This window comes from Xanthomonas axonopodis pv. maculifoliigardeniae, assembly GCF_041519315.1.
Classification (GTDB): domain Bacteria; phylum Pseudomonadota; class Gammaproteobacteria; order Xanthomonadales; family Xanthomonadaceae; genus Xanthomonas; species Xanthomonas euvesicatoria.
In genome coordinates this window covers 3,832,421-3,847,410 of record NZ_CP167998.1, presented here as the reverse complement: position 1 = coordinate 3,847,410, position 14,990 = coordinate 3,832,421, and the positions used below count along the sequence as shown (strand labels likewise).

Sequence of the window (14,990 nt, the reverse complement as noted above, 5' to 3'; positions counted from 1 at the left end):
CCTCAACGTACATGACACGCTCTAGTGCAAGGCATCGGCGGCGGCCCTGTGCCAGACTTGGCGTATGGCTGATCTCACCATTCTCGTCGCCGACGACCACCCGCTGTTCCGCGCCGCCGTCATCCACGTGCTGCAGCAGACCCTGCCGCAGGCCAACGTGGTGGAAGCCTCCAGCGCTGCCACCCTGAGTGCCATGCTGCGTTCGCATCCGCAGGCCGAGCTGGTGTTGCTGGATCTGGCCATGCCCGGTGCACGCGGTTTTTCGGCGTTGTTGCACGTGCGTGGCGAACACCCGGACATTCCGGTGGTGGTGATCTCCTCCAACGATCATCCGCGTGTGATCCGGCGTGCGCAGCAGTTCGGCGCGGCCGGGTTCATTCCCAAATCCACGCCGGCCGAATCGATCGGCACCGCGGTGGCCAGCGTGCTGGAAGGCGGCACCTGGTTCCCGCCGATGACCGCCGAGCGTTCGGAGGCCGACGCACAACTGGCTTCCAAACTCGCCCAGCTCACGCCACAACAGTTCCGTGTGCTGCTGAGCCTGGCCGATGGCCTGCTCAACAAGCAGATCGCGCACGAACTGGGCCTGGCCGAGAACACCGTCAAGGTGCATGTCACCGCGATCCTGAAAAAGCTCGACTGCTACAGCCGCACCCAGGCCGCGGTGTTGGTCAAGGCGCTGGAGCCGGAAGGCGAGGGCTGAGCTAGCCTGCGCAACGGGTGGCCGCGCATTGCCGTCTGCAGCCCACATGACACATCCCGCAGAACGCATGCAGGCATTGCGCCTGCGCATCAAGAGCGGCTGGCAAAACGCAGCGCGCAGTCGTCAGGTGAGCATGGACTGCGTACTCAGACCCTCAGTGCACGCACAGCTACATGCGGCAGCGAGCACCAGCCGCATGGCGACTGCCGCAGTGTCTATTGGCTCTAGGCCGGCGGCTGCCGATAGAACACCATGCCGCCATGATGCAGCTCGTCGTCGGTGACGAAGCGGCCATCGGCGGTGAAGCCGGTGTCGTCCCAGTATTCGATGTGAGTGCCGGTGATTTCGTAACGGCCCTGGTAGGCGCTTTGGCGCGTGCCGCGGGCCTCGTCGTAGCGGCCGTTCGGCAGGAGTTCCTGCCGGATCCGTCCGTCGCCGGTGACCCACATGCCGAGATAGGGGTGTGCGTGCATCGGATGTCCTGGTTGCTGGGTCGCGATCGTGGCGGGTGCCGTGGGCGGTTGCGCAGCTGCCGCGAACGGGCAGGCGAGCGCCGAGCCGGCGCCCAGCGCCACCGCGATGGCGGCTTTCATCGGCCTGTCGCTCATGGGCTGGCCCTGCGTTGCATTTGGCTGCGACCGCGCTGCAGCACGGCGTCGTAGGCGGGCAGGTCCAGGAACGCGTTGACCTCGACCGCCTTGCCACCGGCCATCCGCATGATCCATGCGTAGCGATTGCGATAGCTGCCGCCATCGCGCAGCGTGGCCACGCCTTCCCACTGCACGATGACGTGCTCGCCATCGGCCCAGATGCGTTGCTGCACGGGCCGCAGTGGCGAGGCCAGGCGCTCGCTCAGCGGACGCACCGCGGCGTCGACCAACACCTCGCGACCACGCAAGGTGCCGGCGCTCGGACCGGAGCCTTCGATGGTCCACACCACCTCGGGCGACAGCAGCGTCTCGAAGATACCGCTGCCCCCGTTTCGCCACTGCGCAAAGGCCGCTTCGACGATGCGCTTGTTGCAGATGGGCACGAGTTGCTCTGCGCAGGTGTCTGTGGATGCAGCATCCTTGGATGTGGCGCCGGCATTGCCTGCGAACGTTGCGGCGACAAGCAGCGCTGCTGACGTGATGGTTGGGAGTCTGGTCATGGCTGCTCCGTGGTGGTTAGGTGCGCAGCTGCACGTGATGGGTGCCGTAGATCAACTGCTGCGCCATCGGCCTGCCGATGAAGCGTTCGGGAAAGATCGGCGGCACTGCGCTGACCGCGTCCAGGCGCGCGACATGCGCGTCGCTGAGCACGATCTCCAGCGCGCCGAAGTTGTCTTCGGCCTGCTGCAAGGTGCGTGCGCCCATCACCGGCGACACGACGGCCGGGTTGCGCAAGGTCCAGGCCAGCGCCACCTGCGAGCGCGATGCGCCCAGTTCATCGGCGACCGCACCGACCACATCGGCGATCTCCAGCGCGCGTGCATTGAGATGCCCGGTCGAGGCGATCACGCCCTTGCGGCTGCTCGACACCTCTGCCGCATTGTCGTCGGTCAGATCGGCGCGGCTGTATTTGCCGGTGAGGATGCCACCGCCCAGCGGCGACCACGGCAACACGCCCAGGCCGAGTTCGCGCGCCATCGGCAGCAGCTCGTGTTCGACGCTGCGTTCGACCAGGCTGTACTCGATCTGCAGCGCCACCAACGGCGACCAGCCGCGCAGGTCGGCCAGGGTCTGCAATTGCGCCACGCGCCAGGCCGGCGTATTGCAGATGCCCAGATAAAGCACCTTGCCCGATTGCACCAGATGCTCCAGCCCGCGCATCACCTCGTCCGGTGCGGTGGTGAAGTCCCAGGCGTGCAGGTACAGCAGGTCGATCCGGTCGGTGGCAAGTTGGCGCAGGCTGGTTTCAACCGAGCGAATCAGGTTCAGGCGATGATTGCCGCCGGAATTGATGTTGTCCGCATCGCGCGCCATGGTGAATTTGGTGGCCAGCACGAAGCGTTCGCGTCGGTCCTTGATCAACTCGCCGAGGATGCGTTCGGAGCCGCCGTTGGTGTAGTTCACTGCGGTGTCGATGAAGTTGCCGCCGCGGTCGGCATAGGCGTCGAAGATGCGTTTGGCTTCGCCTGCATCTGCGCCCCAGCCCCAGGCTTCGCCGAAGGTCATGGTGCCCAGCGACAGGGGCGAGACGCGCAGGCCGGAGCGGCCGAGCAGGCGGTAGTGGTCCAGTGAGCGTGGCTGATGCATGCGTGATGTCTCCCGGTAGCGACGTGGTGCGTGTTGCCAGCCACTGTGCCGCGGCGCGGGGGGCGAGCGTGAGCCTGGTTATCCGGCATCCTTGCCTGATCGTCCGAATGGCCGCGGCCAGTCATGGCTGTTCCCCTGCCGATGCATGCACTGCGCCCGAATGCAGCGGCTCTCTTGGCGTCAGACGCAGCAACGCAGGCAAGCGTCTATGCTATGGCGACCGCCATCGAACACTGAAGCCGCGGCACCGTGACCATCAAATTCGACCTCAACGATCTGCAGGCATTCCGTGCGGTTGCCGAAAACGGCAGCTTTCGCCGCGCTGCCGAACGCATCCGCATCACGCAACCGGCACTCAGCCGCAGGATCGACAAGCTCGAGTCGGCGTTGAACGTCAAACTGTTCGAGCGCACCACGCGCAAGGTCACGCTCACCACCGTCGGCCAGGCGTTCATGCCGCAGGTCGAGCGCATGCTCGACGATCTGGACATGGCGCTGATGAGCATCGGCGATGCAGGGTCCAGCAGGATGGGCACGGTGACCGTGGCCTGCGTGCCGTCTGCGGCGTACTACTTCATGCCGCAGGCGATCCACGGGCTGCATCAGTTGTTTCCCAAGATCCGCATCCGGCTGTTCGACGGCAGCGCCAGTCATGTCAGTGCGGCAGTGGCCTCCGGCGAAGCGGATTTCGGGGTCAGCTTCAGCGGCAACCTGGCGCCGGAGGTGGAGTTCGAACCGTTGTTGCAGGAGCGCTATGTGATTGCCTGCCGCCAGGACCATCCGCTGTCCGGGCGCGCACAGGTCAGCTGGCAGGAGGCCTACGGTTACGACTACATCACGCTGGACAAGACATCGGGCAACCGGCTGGTGCTGGATCGGGCGCTGGCTGCATTCACGCCGGACAAGCCGAGCATCTGCGAGACCCGGCATGTCACCACGTTGCTGGGGTTGGTGGAGGCCGGCGTCGGTATTGCCGCCGTGCCGTCGATTGCCATGCCGTCCGGCCCGCATCCGGTGCTGGCGGCGGTGCCGCTGGTCGAACCGGAGGTGTCGCGCAACGTGGGGCTGCTGAAACGTCGCGGACGCACGCTGACACCGACCGCGCTGGAACTGGCGGAACTGGTGCGACGGATGCCCGCACGTTCAGGGTGACACCGGGTCCAGGCCGGTCGCGCGCGCCACCGCCTGCGCATTACCCGACTGCAGGTACGCAAGCAGGCGCTTGGCCGCCTCGGGATGCTCCGCGTTGACCGGAACGCCCGCCGCATAGCGCGTGATCGACTGCAGCGGTTCGGGGATCTTGCCGACAAACTCCACGCCTGCCACCGGAAGCAGCTCGGCCACCTGCTGAAAGCCGAGCTGATAGCTGCCATCGGCCACCACCGTGCCCACCGGGATGCGCGGAATCTTCTTGCTCTTGGCCATCATCGGGCCTTCGATCTGCAACTTTTTGAACAGCGTGGTTTCGATGTAGACGCCGCTGGCGCTGTCGGAATAGGCCACCGAATCGGCGTGCAGCAGCGTCTGTTTGAAGTGCTCGACGCTGTCGATCTTGGGTTTGGGTGCACCGCTGCGCACCACCATGCCGATCCTGGAATCGGCCAGTTCCACCCGCGATGCCGGGTCGACCACGCCTGTGTCGATCAGCTTCTGCAGCGCGCTGCCGACCATGATCACCACATCGGCATGCTCACCGCGTGCAAGCCGGTTGGGAATGGCTTGTGGCGTTTCGCCCATCGAAGGACCGAGCAGGGTGGTGACCTTCACCCCGGTCTGCTTGCTGTATTGCGGCGCCAGGCGATCGAAGGCGGCCGTGAAACCGCCGGAGGTCATCACGGTCAACTCCTGTGCGCCCGCCGCTGTGGACAGCAAAACCGTTGCAACGATCGCAGCCAACCATTTTTTCCACCTGCTCCGCATCATTTCGTCGCTCCTGCCGCAGCATCCAGGCCGGTCGCCGTCGCTGGATTGCCTTGGCGGCGATACAGAAACAGCGTGGCCCCCAGCGCGCACGCCGACGCGAAGACCAGCCAATAGCCGGGCGCCGCCTTGTCGCCGGTGACATGGATCAGCCAGGTGGAGATCACCGGCGTAAAACCGCCAAACACGGCGGTTGCCAGGCTGTAGGCGAGCGAGAATCCCGCAACCCGCACATGCGCCGGCATCCGTTCGGTGAGCGCCGGGATCATGGCGCCGTTGTAGAGGCCATAGATGAAGGACAGCCACAGCAGCGCCTGCAACATATGCGTAAAGCTCGGTGCGGCCGCAAGCAACGCGAGCACCGGATAGGCCGTCGCGATGCACACCACCGCCATGGTCACCAGCAGCGGCTTGCGGCCGAAGCGGTCGCTGAGTGCGCCGCCGATGGGGAGCCAAATGAAATTGGACACGCCCACCAGCAGCGTCACGATCAATGCATCGCCGGTGCTGAGTTTGAGCACGGTCTTGCCGAACGTCGGTGCGTACACGGTGATCAGATAGAACGCGGTCGTCGTCAGCGCGACCATCAAGCCGCCGGCAATCACGATGCCGGCATTGTTCGCCAGCCCGCGCATCACCTGCTTCATCGTGACCGGCTGCCGGCGCTGCGCAAATTCGGCAGTCTCCTCCAGGCTTCGCCGCAGCAAGAAGATGAAAGGGATGATGACGCAACCGATGCCGAACGGAATCCGCCAGCCCCATTGCGCCAGATCCTGCGGCGCCATCAGCTGGTTGAGCGCAAACCCGATCGCGGCTGCCGCGACGATGGCAAGCTGCTGGCTGGCCGATTGCCAACTGGCATAGAAGCCGCGCCGGCCCGGTGTCGCCATCTCGGCTAGATACACCGACACGCCGCCCATTTCCGCGCCGGCCGAAAAGCCCTGCAGCAAGCGCCCGAGCAGCACCAGGGCCGGGGCCCACAAGCCAATGCTGGCGTAGCCTGGCACCAGCACGATCAGCACGGTACCGCTGGCCATGATCGCCAAGGTGACGATCAGGCCTTTGCGGCGCCCGACATCGTCGATGTAGGCACCCAGGATCACCGCACCCAGCGGCCGCATCAGAAAGCCCGCACCAAACACGGCGAAGGTCATCATCAGGGACGCGAATTCGTTGCTCGCCGGGAAGAAGGCCGCGGCGATCTGCGTTGCGTAAAAACCGAACAGGAAGAAGTCGAACTGCTCGAGGAAGTTGCCCGAGGTCACCCTCAGCACCATCCCGAGTTTGGACTGTTGCGTTGCCTCACCGCTGGAACTGTGCATAAATCGCCCTCCACGATAGGTATGCATGGACGTCTGACACCTGAGGCACTCGATTCTGGTCCAGATGGTCGATGTTGATAATTGCTGCTTTCTCATCGATTGATGCGCGTTGAACATCGGCCCGCGCGGCTGCAGTACGCGACGCGCAGTGACCTCGCCACGATGCGCATGCCGCATTCGCCAGCGGCCGCTGGCGTTGCCGCCTGACCTGAAGGTCGATCCGTCCATGCCGTCGCCGCAGGTGCGCTGGCGGCCTGCCGATGCGCCGACTAGATCGGTGCGTGCGCTGCCGGTCTTGGGCGCATGAGAGCAAGCAGGCAGCGCTGGCAGCGCGCTACCCGCGCCGCATCAACATCTGCGTCACCAGCGCACGCAAGGCAGGCGGGCGGACCGGTTTGGACAAAAATCCCCAACCCAGATCCAGCGCATGCTCGCGCAGGACAGGGTCGGGTTCTGCGGTGACCAGGATCACCCGTGGCTCGCGTTGCCAGCGTTCCACCAACTGCGACAGCAGCATGGGGCCGTGGTGTGCGCCCATGCGCACATCCAGCAGCAGCAGTTCCGGCACCTCCTCGGCATTGGCAGCGCTCAATGCCTCATCCGGGCCGCCGGCGAAATCCACGCGGCATTCCCAGCGTTCCAGCAGCGTGCGGGTGGCTTCGCACACCAATGGCTCATCGTCCACGCACCATACCCGGCAGCCGTGCAGGATGGGGTCGTTGCCGTGTTCGGCAGTGCTGGCCGCCGCTGGCAGTTGCCGAGCGATGGCGGTGCGATCGCCCAGCGGGACAGTCACCGAAAACACGCTGCCGGCGCCCAGGGTGGAACGCAGCCCGATGCGATGTCCGAGCAGACGGCCGATGCGCTCGACGATGGCCAGGCCCAGGCCTGCGCCGCGATCGTTGGCCACGCCGTCGTCCAGGCGGCGGAATTCTTCGAAGATTTCGTGTTGCAAGGCGTCGGGGATGCCGGGGCCCTGGTCGTGCACTTCGATACGCAGCCAGCCGCCACGGCGACGGCAGCCGATCAGCACGCGCCCGCGCGGCGTGTAGCGGATGGCGTTGGACAGAAAGTTCTGCAGGATGCGGCGCAGCAGGTTTTCATCGCTCAATACCACCGCCGAGGTCGGCACCGATTCCAGCACCAACCCGCGGTCTTCGGCCAGGATGCCGAAGTCGCGCGCCAGGGTGTCCAGCAAGGGCGCAAGCGCAAAGTCGCGCACCTGGGTCTTCAGGCTGCCCGCTTCCAGGCGCGAGATGTCGAGCAGGCTGTTGAGGATGGCGTCCTGCGCAGCCAGTGCACCGTCGATGTTGTCGACCACGCGTGCGCTGCCAGCCTCACGCACTTGCCCGCGCAGCACCGAGACGAACATGCGCGCGGCGTTGAGGGGCTGCAGCAGGTCGTGCACCGCCGAGGCGACGAAGCGGGTCTTGTAGCGGTTGGCGCTTTCGGCTTCGCGCTTGGCCGCCGCCAGGTCGCGGGTGCGCTCGGCCACGCGGTGTTCCAGCGCGTCGGCCAGCGAACGCAGTTCGCGTGCGGCGTTCTTGTAGCTGGTGATGTCGGCGTAACTGGTGACAAAGCCGCCATCGGGCAGCGGATTGCCGCGGATTTCCAGCACGGTGCCGTCTTCTTTTTCGCTCTCGCGCATATGCGGCTTGCCGCTGCGCAAATGATTCAGGCGCCGCTCGATCGCCGCCTCGATCGGCCCCGGCCCCAGCAGGCCGCGGCGTGCATTGAAGCGGAACAGGTCTTCGATCGGGCGGCCGATCTTGAGCAGTTCCGGCGGGAACCGGAACAGCTCCACATAGCGCGAATTCCACGCCACCAGGTTGAGCGCCTCGTCGATCACCACCACGCCTTGCGGCAGATGTTCCAGGCTGCGGCTCAGGCCGGCATTGGCCTGCTGCGCGGCGGTCACCACGCCGTCCTGGGCCGTGCGCAGTTCTTCGGCGTGTTGCTGCAGCAAGGTTTCCAGTTCGTGCCGGCTGCGCTGGCGTAGCGCCGACAGCCGCCGCCGTTGCTGCACGAACAACCACAGCAGTGCCAAGGCCAGCCACGCGCCGGCGGCGGCAATCGCCGCGGCGCGGCCGGCAGCGGCGCTGGCGCGGGTGTCGTGCAGCAGATGCAGGCGCCAGCCGCTTTCGGGCACTTCCAGGGTCTGCCACAGCACCTGCGCACCGAGCGGCGGGTCGCGCACGTCGGCCAGCACGCCGCCGTACCCGGTCTGCTCGATCAGCCGGCGCCGCAGCGGCAGCAATTCCTGGTCGGCGTACTGGCGGGTGCTCTGCAGTTCGCGGCGATCGCGGTCGCTGAGCGGGGCCAGCACGCGGTAGCGCCACTCCGGCTGGCTGGCCAGAAACACCACATCGTGCGCGTCCGACGCCAGCACGATATCCGGGGTCTGCAGCCACTCGCGCTCCAGCGCAGCCAGCGCGATCTTGATCACCACCACGCCCTGCACCCGGCCGGCGCCATCGACAATGGCCTGCGACAGGAAGTAGCCTGGCTCGCTGGTGGTCATGCCGATGCCGTAGAAGCTGCCGCTGCCGGTGGCCAGCGCCTGCTGGTAATACGGACGGAAGGCGTAATCCACGCCCACGTTGCTCCGTGGCGCCCGCCAGTTGCTGGCGGCCAGTGCCACGCCGTCATGGTTGATCAAGGTCAGCGTGGACGACTGCGTGACATTGTTGGCGCGTTCGAGCTTGCGGTTGAGCGCATCCACCTGTGCCGGCGACAGCGGGCCGGACACGGCCGCGCGCAACTCCGGGTCCAGCGCCAGAATCTGCGGCAACGTGCGATAGCGGTCCACGCGCTGCTGCAGCGCCTGCGCGTAGAGCCGCAGCTGGCGGCGCACGGTGGCGCTTTCATCGTGCAGCGCGCTCTGTTCGACGAAGTGCCCGGCCGCCACCATGGCCACCACCATCCCGCCCAGCACGATGGACAAGGTGAGCAGCAGGCGACGGCGTTGCGATGCGTACATGGGCGCAAGTATGCGGTCTGCTGCCGGCTCGCGTAGCCATCAGCGCGTAACGGCCAACAAGAAACGGTTGCGCTCACCTCCAGACAGACGCAGCCGGCGCTGGTGCCGCATGTGCTACGCGTCGACGACGGTTCCGGGCGCTCGGCCCGCAGGTGCCTGGCCGCTGCTCGCGATCTGTGTCAGCCGCTCTGATCGCACGCTGAGCAAGCGCCGAATACGACAACGGCCGCACCCGGGATGGATGCGGCCGTGTCGAATGCCTGTGGCGGTGCGGTTCCGGCGGCGCGTCGGCGAACCGGCGCGCGGCCATGACTGCTTTTGCTCAGTGCAGCTTAGAACTGCACCTGCGCACGCAGTTCCATCACGTGCGGGGTTTCATGCACGCCATTGCGCGAGGAATCCACCCAGCTGTAGTTGGCCTGGAACTTGAAGTGGCTGGTGAGGTACCAGTTGGCGCCGATGGTGGTGTCGTGCTGACGGCCGCCATGCACATTGTTGTCTTCCAGGTTCAGGCGGCTGTAGCGGGCGGTCAGCTCGACCGCGCCGTAGTCGTGCGACGGCTTGATGTTGCCCGGCACGCCGCCGGCATAGCTGCGCGATTCGCCGGTCAGCGTCCAGGTGCCGTAGACGTACTGGCCCTGGGCGATGAAGTGCGGCTGGTTCGCGTTGCGCGCCACTTCGGCACGCAGGGCTTCGCTCTGCAGCGAGAACGGGCCGTGGATCCAGACCGCTTCCAGGCCGGTGCGGATCACATGGTCCACATCGAGGATGGTGCCGGTATCGATCAGGCGCACATCGGTCAGGCCGGCTTCCGGGCGCGCACGCAGGCGCACACGCGGGCTGAACGACACGCCGCGGCCGTCGCTGTAACCGCGCGGGTTTTCGATCGAGCCGGCGATGCCCAGGTGCAGCACGTCGCCTTCGGCCTTCATCGGGGTCCATGCCGCGTGCACGGCCTGGGTGGTGCCCGGGTTGTCGCCCTGCAGATCCTTGCCGCCGTACGCGCCGGCCTGCAGCAGGTACTGCTGACGTTCCAGCGTCCATTCCGCGCCGGTACGGCGCCCCTGGAACACCGCCTGGATCGGCAGGCCCAGTTCCATGAAGCTGCCCGCACGCGAGCTCTGCACCGCTTCCAGGCCCACCGGCACCTTCATGTAGCCCAGGCGCACGCGGCCGTAATCCTGGCCGAACAGGGCCTTGGTCTCGAACCGGTAGAACACGTCCAGCCACAGCTTGGACTCGAAGTCGTAGTACACCATGGCGTCGTAGACGCCCTTCTTCTTGATGGTGGCGCCGAATTCCTTGCGGCGGAAGTCGTTGCGGTCTTCCAGGCGGTCGTCGCCGGAGAAGTTGTTGTCGTCGTAGGCGTAGTTGCCGGTCAGGCCAAGCTCGGTGCCGTCACCGAAGGTGTACTTGGTCGGCCAGTTTTCGATCGAGGTGGCTGCATTGGCAGCGGCGGGGACGATGGCAGCAGCCAACGCCAGGACAAGCAGATTGAGGCGCATAGGTATGGTCTTCGGCAATGAAAAGGGGCCGGGCGTCCTGCCATGGCGGTCGCAATGAATGTCTTCAGCAAGCGCGCAGGGTCCGGACGACGGCAGCACAGAAACGGTGTCTGCGTTAAACGGAATTAACGGCCGGCGGCGGCGCGGCTGAAGTGTAAGCCCACGTTCAGCCGCTGGACACGGGGTAGTACCAATGGGCTATCGGCCGGGGCTGTGACGTGCGGCCAGAATGCGTGCAACGGGTGCCTGCTCGGCACCCTCTCTCGTCTCTCGGAGTGGTGTCATGCACATCAGCAAGCCTGCCGGCCCCCTGCCGGCGTCCGTCCCCTTCTATCGCCAACTGTATTTTCAGGTGGTGGTGGCGATCGTTCTCGGTGCCCTGCTGGGCCATTTCGAGCCCGCCTTCGCCGAAAGCCTCAAGCCGCTGGGCGACGCGTTCATCAAGCTGGTGAAGATGATCATCGCCCCGGTGATCTTCCTGACCATCGTCACCGGCATCGCCGGCATGACCCATCTCAAGACGGTGGGCCGGGTGTTCGGCAAGGCGATGGCCTACTTCCTGTTCTTTTCCACCTTGGCCCTGGTGGTCGGTCTGGTGGTTGCCCATGTGGTGCAGCCCGGCGCCGGCATGAACATCAATCCGGCCGATCTGGACCAGAGTGCAGTCAAGAGCTACGTCGAGAAGTCGCATGACCTGACCCTGGTCGGCTTCCTGATGGACATCATCCCCAACTCGCTGATCGGCGCGTTCACCGGCGATCAGGTCGTCAACGGCAAGCTGACCGGGCCGAACATCCTGCAGGTGCTGTTCGTGGCGGTGCTGTTCGGCGTGTCGCTGGCGCTGGTGGGCGAGCGCGGCAAGCCGGTGCTGAACCTGCTGGAAGCGCTGATCGCCCCGGTGTTCAAGCTGGTGCACATCCTGATGCGTGCCGCCCCGATCGGTGCCTTTGGCGCCATCGCCTTCACCATCGGCAAGTACGGCGTGGAGTCGCTGGTCAACCTGGCCTGGCTGGTGGGTTCGTTTTATCTGACATCCCTGCTGTTCGTGCTGGTGATCCTGGGGCTGGTGAGCCGGCTGTGCGGGTTTTCGGTCCTCAAGCTGATCCGCTACCTGAAGGCCGAGCTGCTGCTGGTGCTGGGCACGTCCTCGTCGGAGTCGGCGTTGCCGTCGCTGATGGAGAAGATGGAAAAGGCCGGCTGCGAGAAGTCGGTGGTGGGCCTGGTGGTGCCAACCGGGTACTCGTTCAATCTGGACGGCACCAACATCTACATGACGCTGGCGGCGCTGTTCATCGCCCAGGCCACCAATACCGAACTGACCCTGGGCCACCAGATCGCACTGCTGGCCGTGGCGATGCTCAGCTCCAAGGGAGCGGCCGGCGTCACCGGTGCCGGCTTCATCACCCTGGCCGCCACGCTGGCCGTGGTGCCTGAAGTGCCGGTGGCCGGCATGGCGCTGATTCTGGGCGTGGACCGTTTCATGAGCGAATGCCGCTCGCTGACCAACTTCATCGGCAACGCGGTGGCCACCGTGGTGGTCTCGCGCTGGGAAAACGCCCTGGACCGCGACCGGCTCAAGCTGGTGCTGGACGGCGGCGAACCGCCGCTGCTGGCCCCGGTCGGCCAACCCGGCGTGGCACCTGCCAGCCTGCGTTGATGCTTCCTACGGCCCTGTCTTCCGTCGGTGTTAGCGACGGGATGCAGGGCCGTTCTTGTTTGGCTTCCACGCCGGCTGCGCCGCCCACCACGCCGCATCCGTGATTTCCCTGCCGCGCTGACAGCTGCGCGACAGGCCCTTGTTCAGGCAGGAGGGTAGAATTCAGCCTCCTGCGCCTTCGAGAACCACACCACCGATGTCCACCGACGACTTCAAACAGGCCGCCCTCGACTACCACCGCCAGCAGCCGGCCGGCAAGATCAAGGTCACCGCGACCAAGCCGATGCTGACCCAGCGCGATCTGTCGCTAGCGTATTCGCCGGGCGTGGCGTTCGCCTGCGAGGCCATCGTCGAAGATGCCACCCAGGCCAGCGAGCTTACTGCGCGCGGCAATTTGGTGGCGGTCATCACCAACGGCACGGCGGTGCTGGGCCTGGGCAACATCGGCCCGCTGGCCTCCAAGCCGGTGATGGAAGGCAAGGGCGTGCTGTTTCAGAAGTTCGCCGGCATCGACGTGTTCGATATCGAAATCAACGAGAACGACCCGGACAAGCTGGTGGACATCATCGCCAGCCTGGAGCCGACCTTCGGCGGCATCAACCTGGAAGACATCAAGGCGCCGGAATGCTTCATCGTCGAGCGCAAGCTGCGCGAGCGCATGAACATCCCGGTGTTCCATGACGACCAGCATGGCACCGCGATCATCGTCGGCGCCGCCGTGCTCAACGCGCTGGTGGTCACCGGCAAGAAGATCGAAGAGGTCAAGCTGGCCACCACCGGCATGGGCGCGGCCGGCATTTCCTGCGTCAACATGCTGGTGTCGCTGGGCCTGAAGCCGGAGAACATCCTGGCGCTGGACCGCGATGGCGTGATCCACACCGGCCGCACCGATCTGGACCCGGACAAGCAGCGCTACGCCCGCGATACCGACAAGCGCACCCTGGCCGAAATCGTCGAAGGCGCGGACATCTTCCTGGGCCTGTCGGCCGCCGGCATCCTCAAGCCGGAGATGGTCGCCAGCATGGCGCGCCAGCCGGTGATCTTCGCGCTGGCCAACCCCAATCCGGAAATCACCCCGGAAGTGGCCAAGGCGGTGCGCCCGGATTGCATCATCGGCACCGGTCGGTCGGACTATCCGAACCAGATCAACAACGTGCTGTGCTTCCCGTACCTGTTCCGCGGCGCGCTGGACGTGGGCGCCACCGGCATCAACGAGGAAATGAAGATCGCATGCGTCAAGGCGATCGCGGCGATGGCGCGGCGCGAGGCCTCCGACCTGGGTGCGGCCTATGGCGGCGAGACCCCGAGCTTCGGCCCCGACTACCTGATTCCGCGTCCACTGGACCCGCGCCTGCTGGTGGAACTGTCGTCTGCGGTTGCGCAGGCGGCCATGGATTCGGGCGTGGCCACGCGCCCGATCACCGACATGGAGGCCTACCGCGACAAGCTCGGCCAGTTCGTCTACCGCACCAGCCTGATGATGAAGCCGGTCTACGACCGCGCGCGCGCCGACAAGCAGCGCGTGGTGTATGCCGAGGGCGAGGAAGAAGTGGTGCTGCGTGCGGTGCAGAACGTGGTCGACGAAGGCCTGGCCTTCCCGATCCTGATCGGCCGCCCGGACGTGATCGAAGCACGCATCGAACGCATGGGCCTGCGCCTGACCGCCGGCGTGGATTTCGAGATCACCAACATCCTCGACGACCCCCGCTTCAACGATTACTGGCAGTACTACCACGCGCTGACCGAGCGTCGTGGCGTGACCGTCACCGCGGCCAAGGAGCTGATGCGCTCGCGCCCGACCCTGATCGCGGCAGTGATGGTGGCGCGCGGCGAAGCCGACGCGATGCTGTCCGGCGTGGTCGGCCGCTTCCACAAGAAGCTGGGCTACGCGCGCAGCGTGATCCCGCTGGAACCGCGGGTGAGCTCCACCTCGGCGATGACTGGTGTCATCAACCAGCTGGGCGTGTTCTTCTTCCTGGATACGCACGTGCAGGAAGACCCGACGGTGGAGCAGGTGGTGGAAGCCACATTGCAGGCCGCGTACCGCCTCAAGCTGTTCGGCATCGAGCCGAATATCGCGCTGCTGTCGCACTCCAACTTCGGCAGCCACGACTCGCGCGATGCGCTGAAGATGCGCCAGGTGCGCGAAGCGCTGCTCAAGCGCAAGCCCGAGCTCAACATCGACGGCGAAATGCAGGGCGACACCGCCTGGGACGAGGCGCTACGCAAGCAGATCATGCCCAACAGCACCTTGAAGGGCCGCGCCAACCTGTTCGTGTTGCCGAACCTGGAAGCGGCCAACATCGCCTACAACCTGGTGCGCGTGTTCACCGATGGCGTGGCGATCGGCCCGATCCTGATGGGCATCTCCAAGCCGGTGCATATCCTCACCACCAGCGCCACCTCGCGCCGGGTGATGAACATGACCGCCATCGCAGCGGTGGATGCGCAGATCCGCAGGCAGCGCGATGCGGAAAAGGCGGCAGCCGACAAGGGCAGCGACTGACTCGAGATGTTCAGACTTGCCAGGTCCAAGACTTGGCCGAGTGCTGCTTGATTTGAAGCAGCAAGCGCTCGGCCGGCAAGACAACGGCCGATAAGTGTCTTCCTCGATAGGGTGCAAGGCGCCCAGGCACTTGGAGCGGCTAACAAAACGTAGCGCAGTA

General features: G+C 65.7%; 11 protein-coding genes. 4 read left to right on the top strand and 7 right to left on the bottom strand.

Translation table 11 applies throughout. From position 1 onward, the window contains the following. The first annotated feature begins 64 nt into the window (after positions 1-64). Entirely contained in the window at positions 65-703 is a 639-nt protein-coding gene (locus ACDH77_RS16375) for a response regulator (protein WP_003483405.1), read from the top strand. A 224-nt stretch (positions 704-927) separates the two neighbouring features. Here ACDH77_RS16375 and ACDH77_RS16370 read toward each other — a convergent pair whose 3' ends face one another. The 3 genes from ACDH77_RS16370 to ACDH77_RS16360 are packed head-to-tail and all read right to left on the bottom strand — an operon-like array spanning position 928 to position 2,940. Beyond that, on the bottom strand, positions 928-1,296 hold the full coding sequence (locus tag ACDH77_RS16370) for an Atu4866 domain-containing protein (RefSeq protein WP_372353915.1): 369 nt from the start codon (positions 1,294-1,296) through the stop codon (positions 928-930). Positions 1,297-1,307: 11 nt separating this feature from the next. Further along, positions 1,308-1,853, bottom strand: coding sequence for a nuclear transport factor 2 family protein (locus ACDH77_RS16365; RefSeq protein ID WP_372353553.1), 546 nt, complete (start codon positions 1,851-1,853; stop codon positions 1,308-1,310). Positions 1,854-1,869: 16 nt separating this feature from the next. Further along, positions 1,870-2,940: an aldo/keto reductase gene (locus tag ACDH77_RS16360; protein ID WP_011348537.1), complete on the bottom strand. Its 1,071-nt coding sequence runs from the start codon at positions 2,938-2,940 to the stop codon at positions 1,870-1,872. 249 nt (positions 2,941-3,189) lie between these two features. On the opposite strand from ACDH77_RS16360, the gene ACDH77_RS16355 reads away from it, so the two are divergent. After that, complete coding sequence (locus ACDH77_RS16355) at positions 3,190-4,092, top strand: LysR family transcriptional regulator (RefSeq protein ID WP_005912048.1); 903 nt, start codon at positions 3,190-3,192, stop codon at positions 4,090-4,092. Here ACDH77_RS16355 and ACDH77_RS16350 read toward each other — a convergent pair. The 4 genes from ACDH77_RS16350 to ACDH77_RS16335 all read right to left on the bottom strand — a co-directional run bounded on the left by ACDH77_RS16350 (position 4,084) and on the right by ACDH77_RS16335 (position 10,667). Continuing rightward, positions 4,084-4,863, bottom strand: a complete 780-nt coding sequence (locus ACDH77_RS16350) for a substrate-binding domain-containing protein (protein WP_277572492.1) — start codon at positions 4,861-4,863, stop codon at positions 4,084-4,086. The genes ACDH77_RS16355 and ACDH77_RS16350 overlap by 9 nt on opposite strands. Then, entirely contained in the window at positions 4,860-6,209 is a 1,350-nt protein-coding gene (locus ACDH77_RS16345; protein ID WP_014091012.1) for an MFS transporter, read from the bottom strand. Before ACDH77_RS16345 ends, ACDH77_RS16350 begins: the two co-directional genes overlap by 4 nt. Positions 6,210-6,516: 307 nt before the next feature. Further along, positions 6,517-9,162, bottom strand: a complete 2,646-nt coding sequence (locus tag ACDH77_RS16340; protein WP_031424268.1) for a PAS-domain containing protein — start codon at positions 9,160-9,162, stop codon at positions 6,517-6,519. A 332-nt stretch (positions 9,163-9,494) separates the two neighbouring features. Next, positions 9,495-10,667 carry an OprO/OprP family phosphate-selective porin gene (locus tag ACDH77_RS16335; protein WP_008573669.1) on the bottom strand — a complete coding sequence of 391 codons (1,173 nt, stop codon included), beginning with the start codon at positions 10,665-10,667 and terminating at the stop codon, positions 9,495-9,497. 283 nt (positions 10,668-10,950) lie between these two features. On the opposite strand from ACDH77_RS16335, the gene ACDH77_RS16330 reads away from it, so the two are divergent. After that, entirely contained in the window at positions 10,951-12,324 is a 1,374-nt protein-coding gene (locus tag ACDH77_RS16330) for a dicarboxylate/amino acid:cation symporter (protein ID WP_003483384.1), read from the top strand. Positions 12,325-12,520: 196 nt separating this feature from the next. Beyond that, on the top strand, positions 12,521-14,830 hold the full coding sequence (locus tag ACDH77_RS16325; RefSeq protein ID WP_011348533.1) for an NADP-dependent malic enzyme: 2,310 nt from the start codon (positions 12,521-12,523) through the stop codon (positions 14,828-14,830). Positions 14,831-14,990 lie beyond the last annotated feature (160 nt).

Excerpts from the sequence above, each read along its gene's own strand:
- ACDH77_RS16375 (WP_003483405.1), top strand. The coding sequence starts at position 65 with ATGGCTGATCTCACCATTCTCGTCGCCGACGACCACCCGCTGTTCCGC.
- ACDH77_RS16365 (WP_372353553.1), bottom strand. The coding sequence starts at position 1,853 with ATGACCAGACTCCCAACCATCACGTCAGCAGCGCTGCTTGTCGCCGCA.
- ACDH77_RS16370 (WP_372353915.1), bottom strand. The coding sequence starts at position 1,296 with ATGAAAGCCGCCATCGCGGTGGCGCTGGGCGCCGGCTCGGCGCTCGCC.
- ACDH77_RS16335 (WP_008573669.1), bottom strand. The coding sequence starts at position 10,667 with ATGCGCCTCAATCTGCTTGTCCTGGCGTTGGCTGCTGCCATCGTCCCC.
- ACDH77_RS16340 (WP_031424268.1), bottom strand. The coding sequence starts at position 9,162 with ATGTACGCATCGCAACGCCGTCGCCTGCTGCTCACCTTGTCCATCGTG.
- ACDH77_RS16330 (WP_003483384.1), top strand. The coding sequence starts at position 10,951 with ATGCACATCAGCAAGCCTGCCGGCCCCCTGCCGGCGTCCGTCCCCTTC.
- ACDH77_RS16345 (WP_014091012.1), bottom strand. The coding sequence starts at position 6,209 with ATGCATACCTATCGTGGAGGGCGATTTATGCACAGTTCCAGCGGTGAG.
- ACDH77_RS16325 (WP_011348533.1), top strand. The coding sequence starts at position 12,521 with ATGTCCACCGACGACTTCAAACAGGCCGCCCTCGACTACCACCGCCAG.
- ACDH77_RS16360 (WP_011348537.1), bottom strand. The coding sequence starts at position 2,940 with ATGCATCAGCCACGCTCACTGGACCACTACCGCCTGCTCGGCCGCTCC.
- ACDH77_RS16350 (WP_277572492.1), bottom strand. The coding sequence starts at position 4,863 with ATGATGCGGAGCAGGTGGAAAAAATGGTTGGCTGCGATCGTTGCAACG.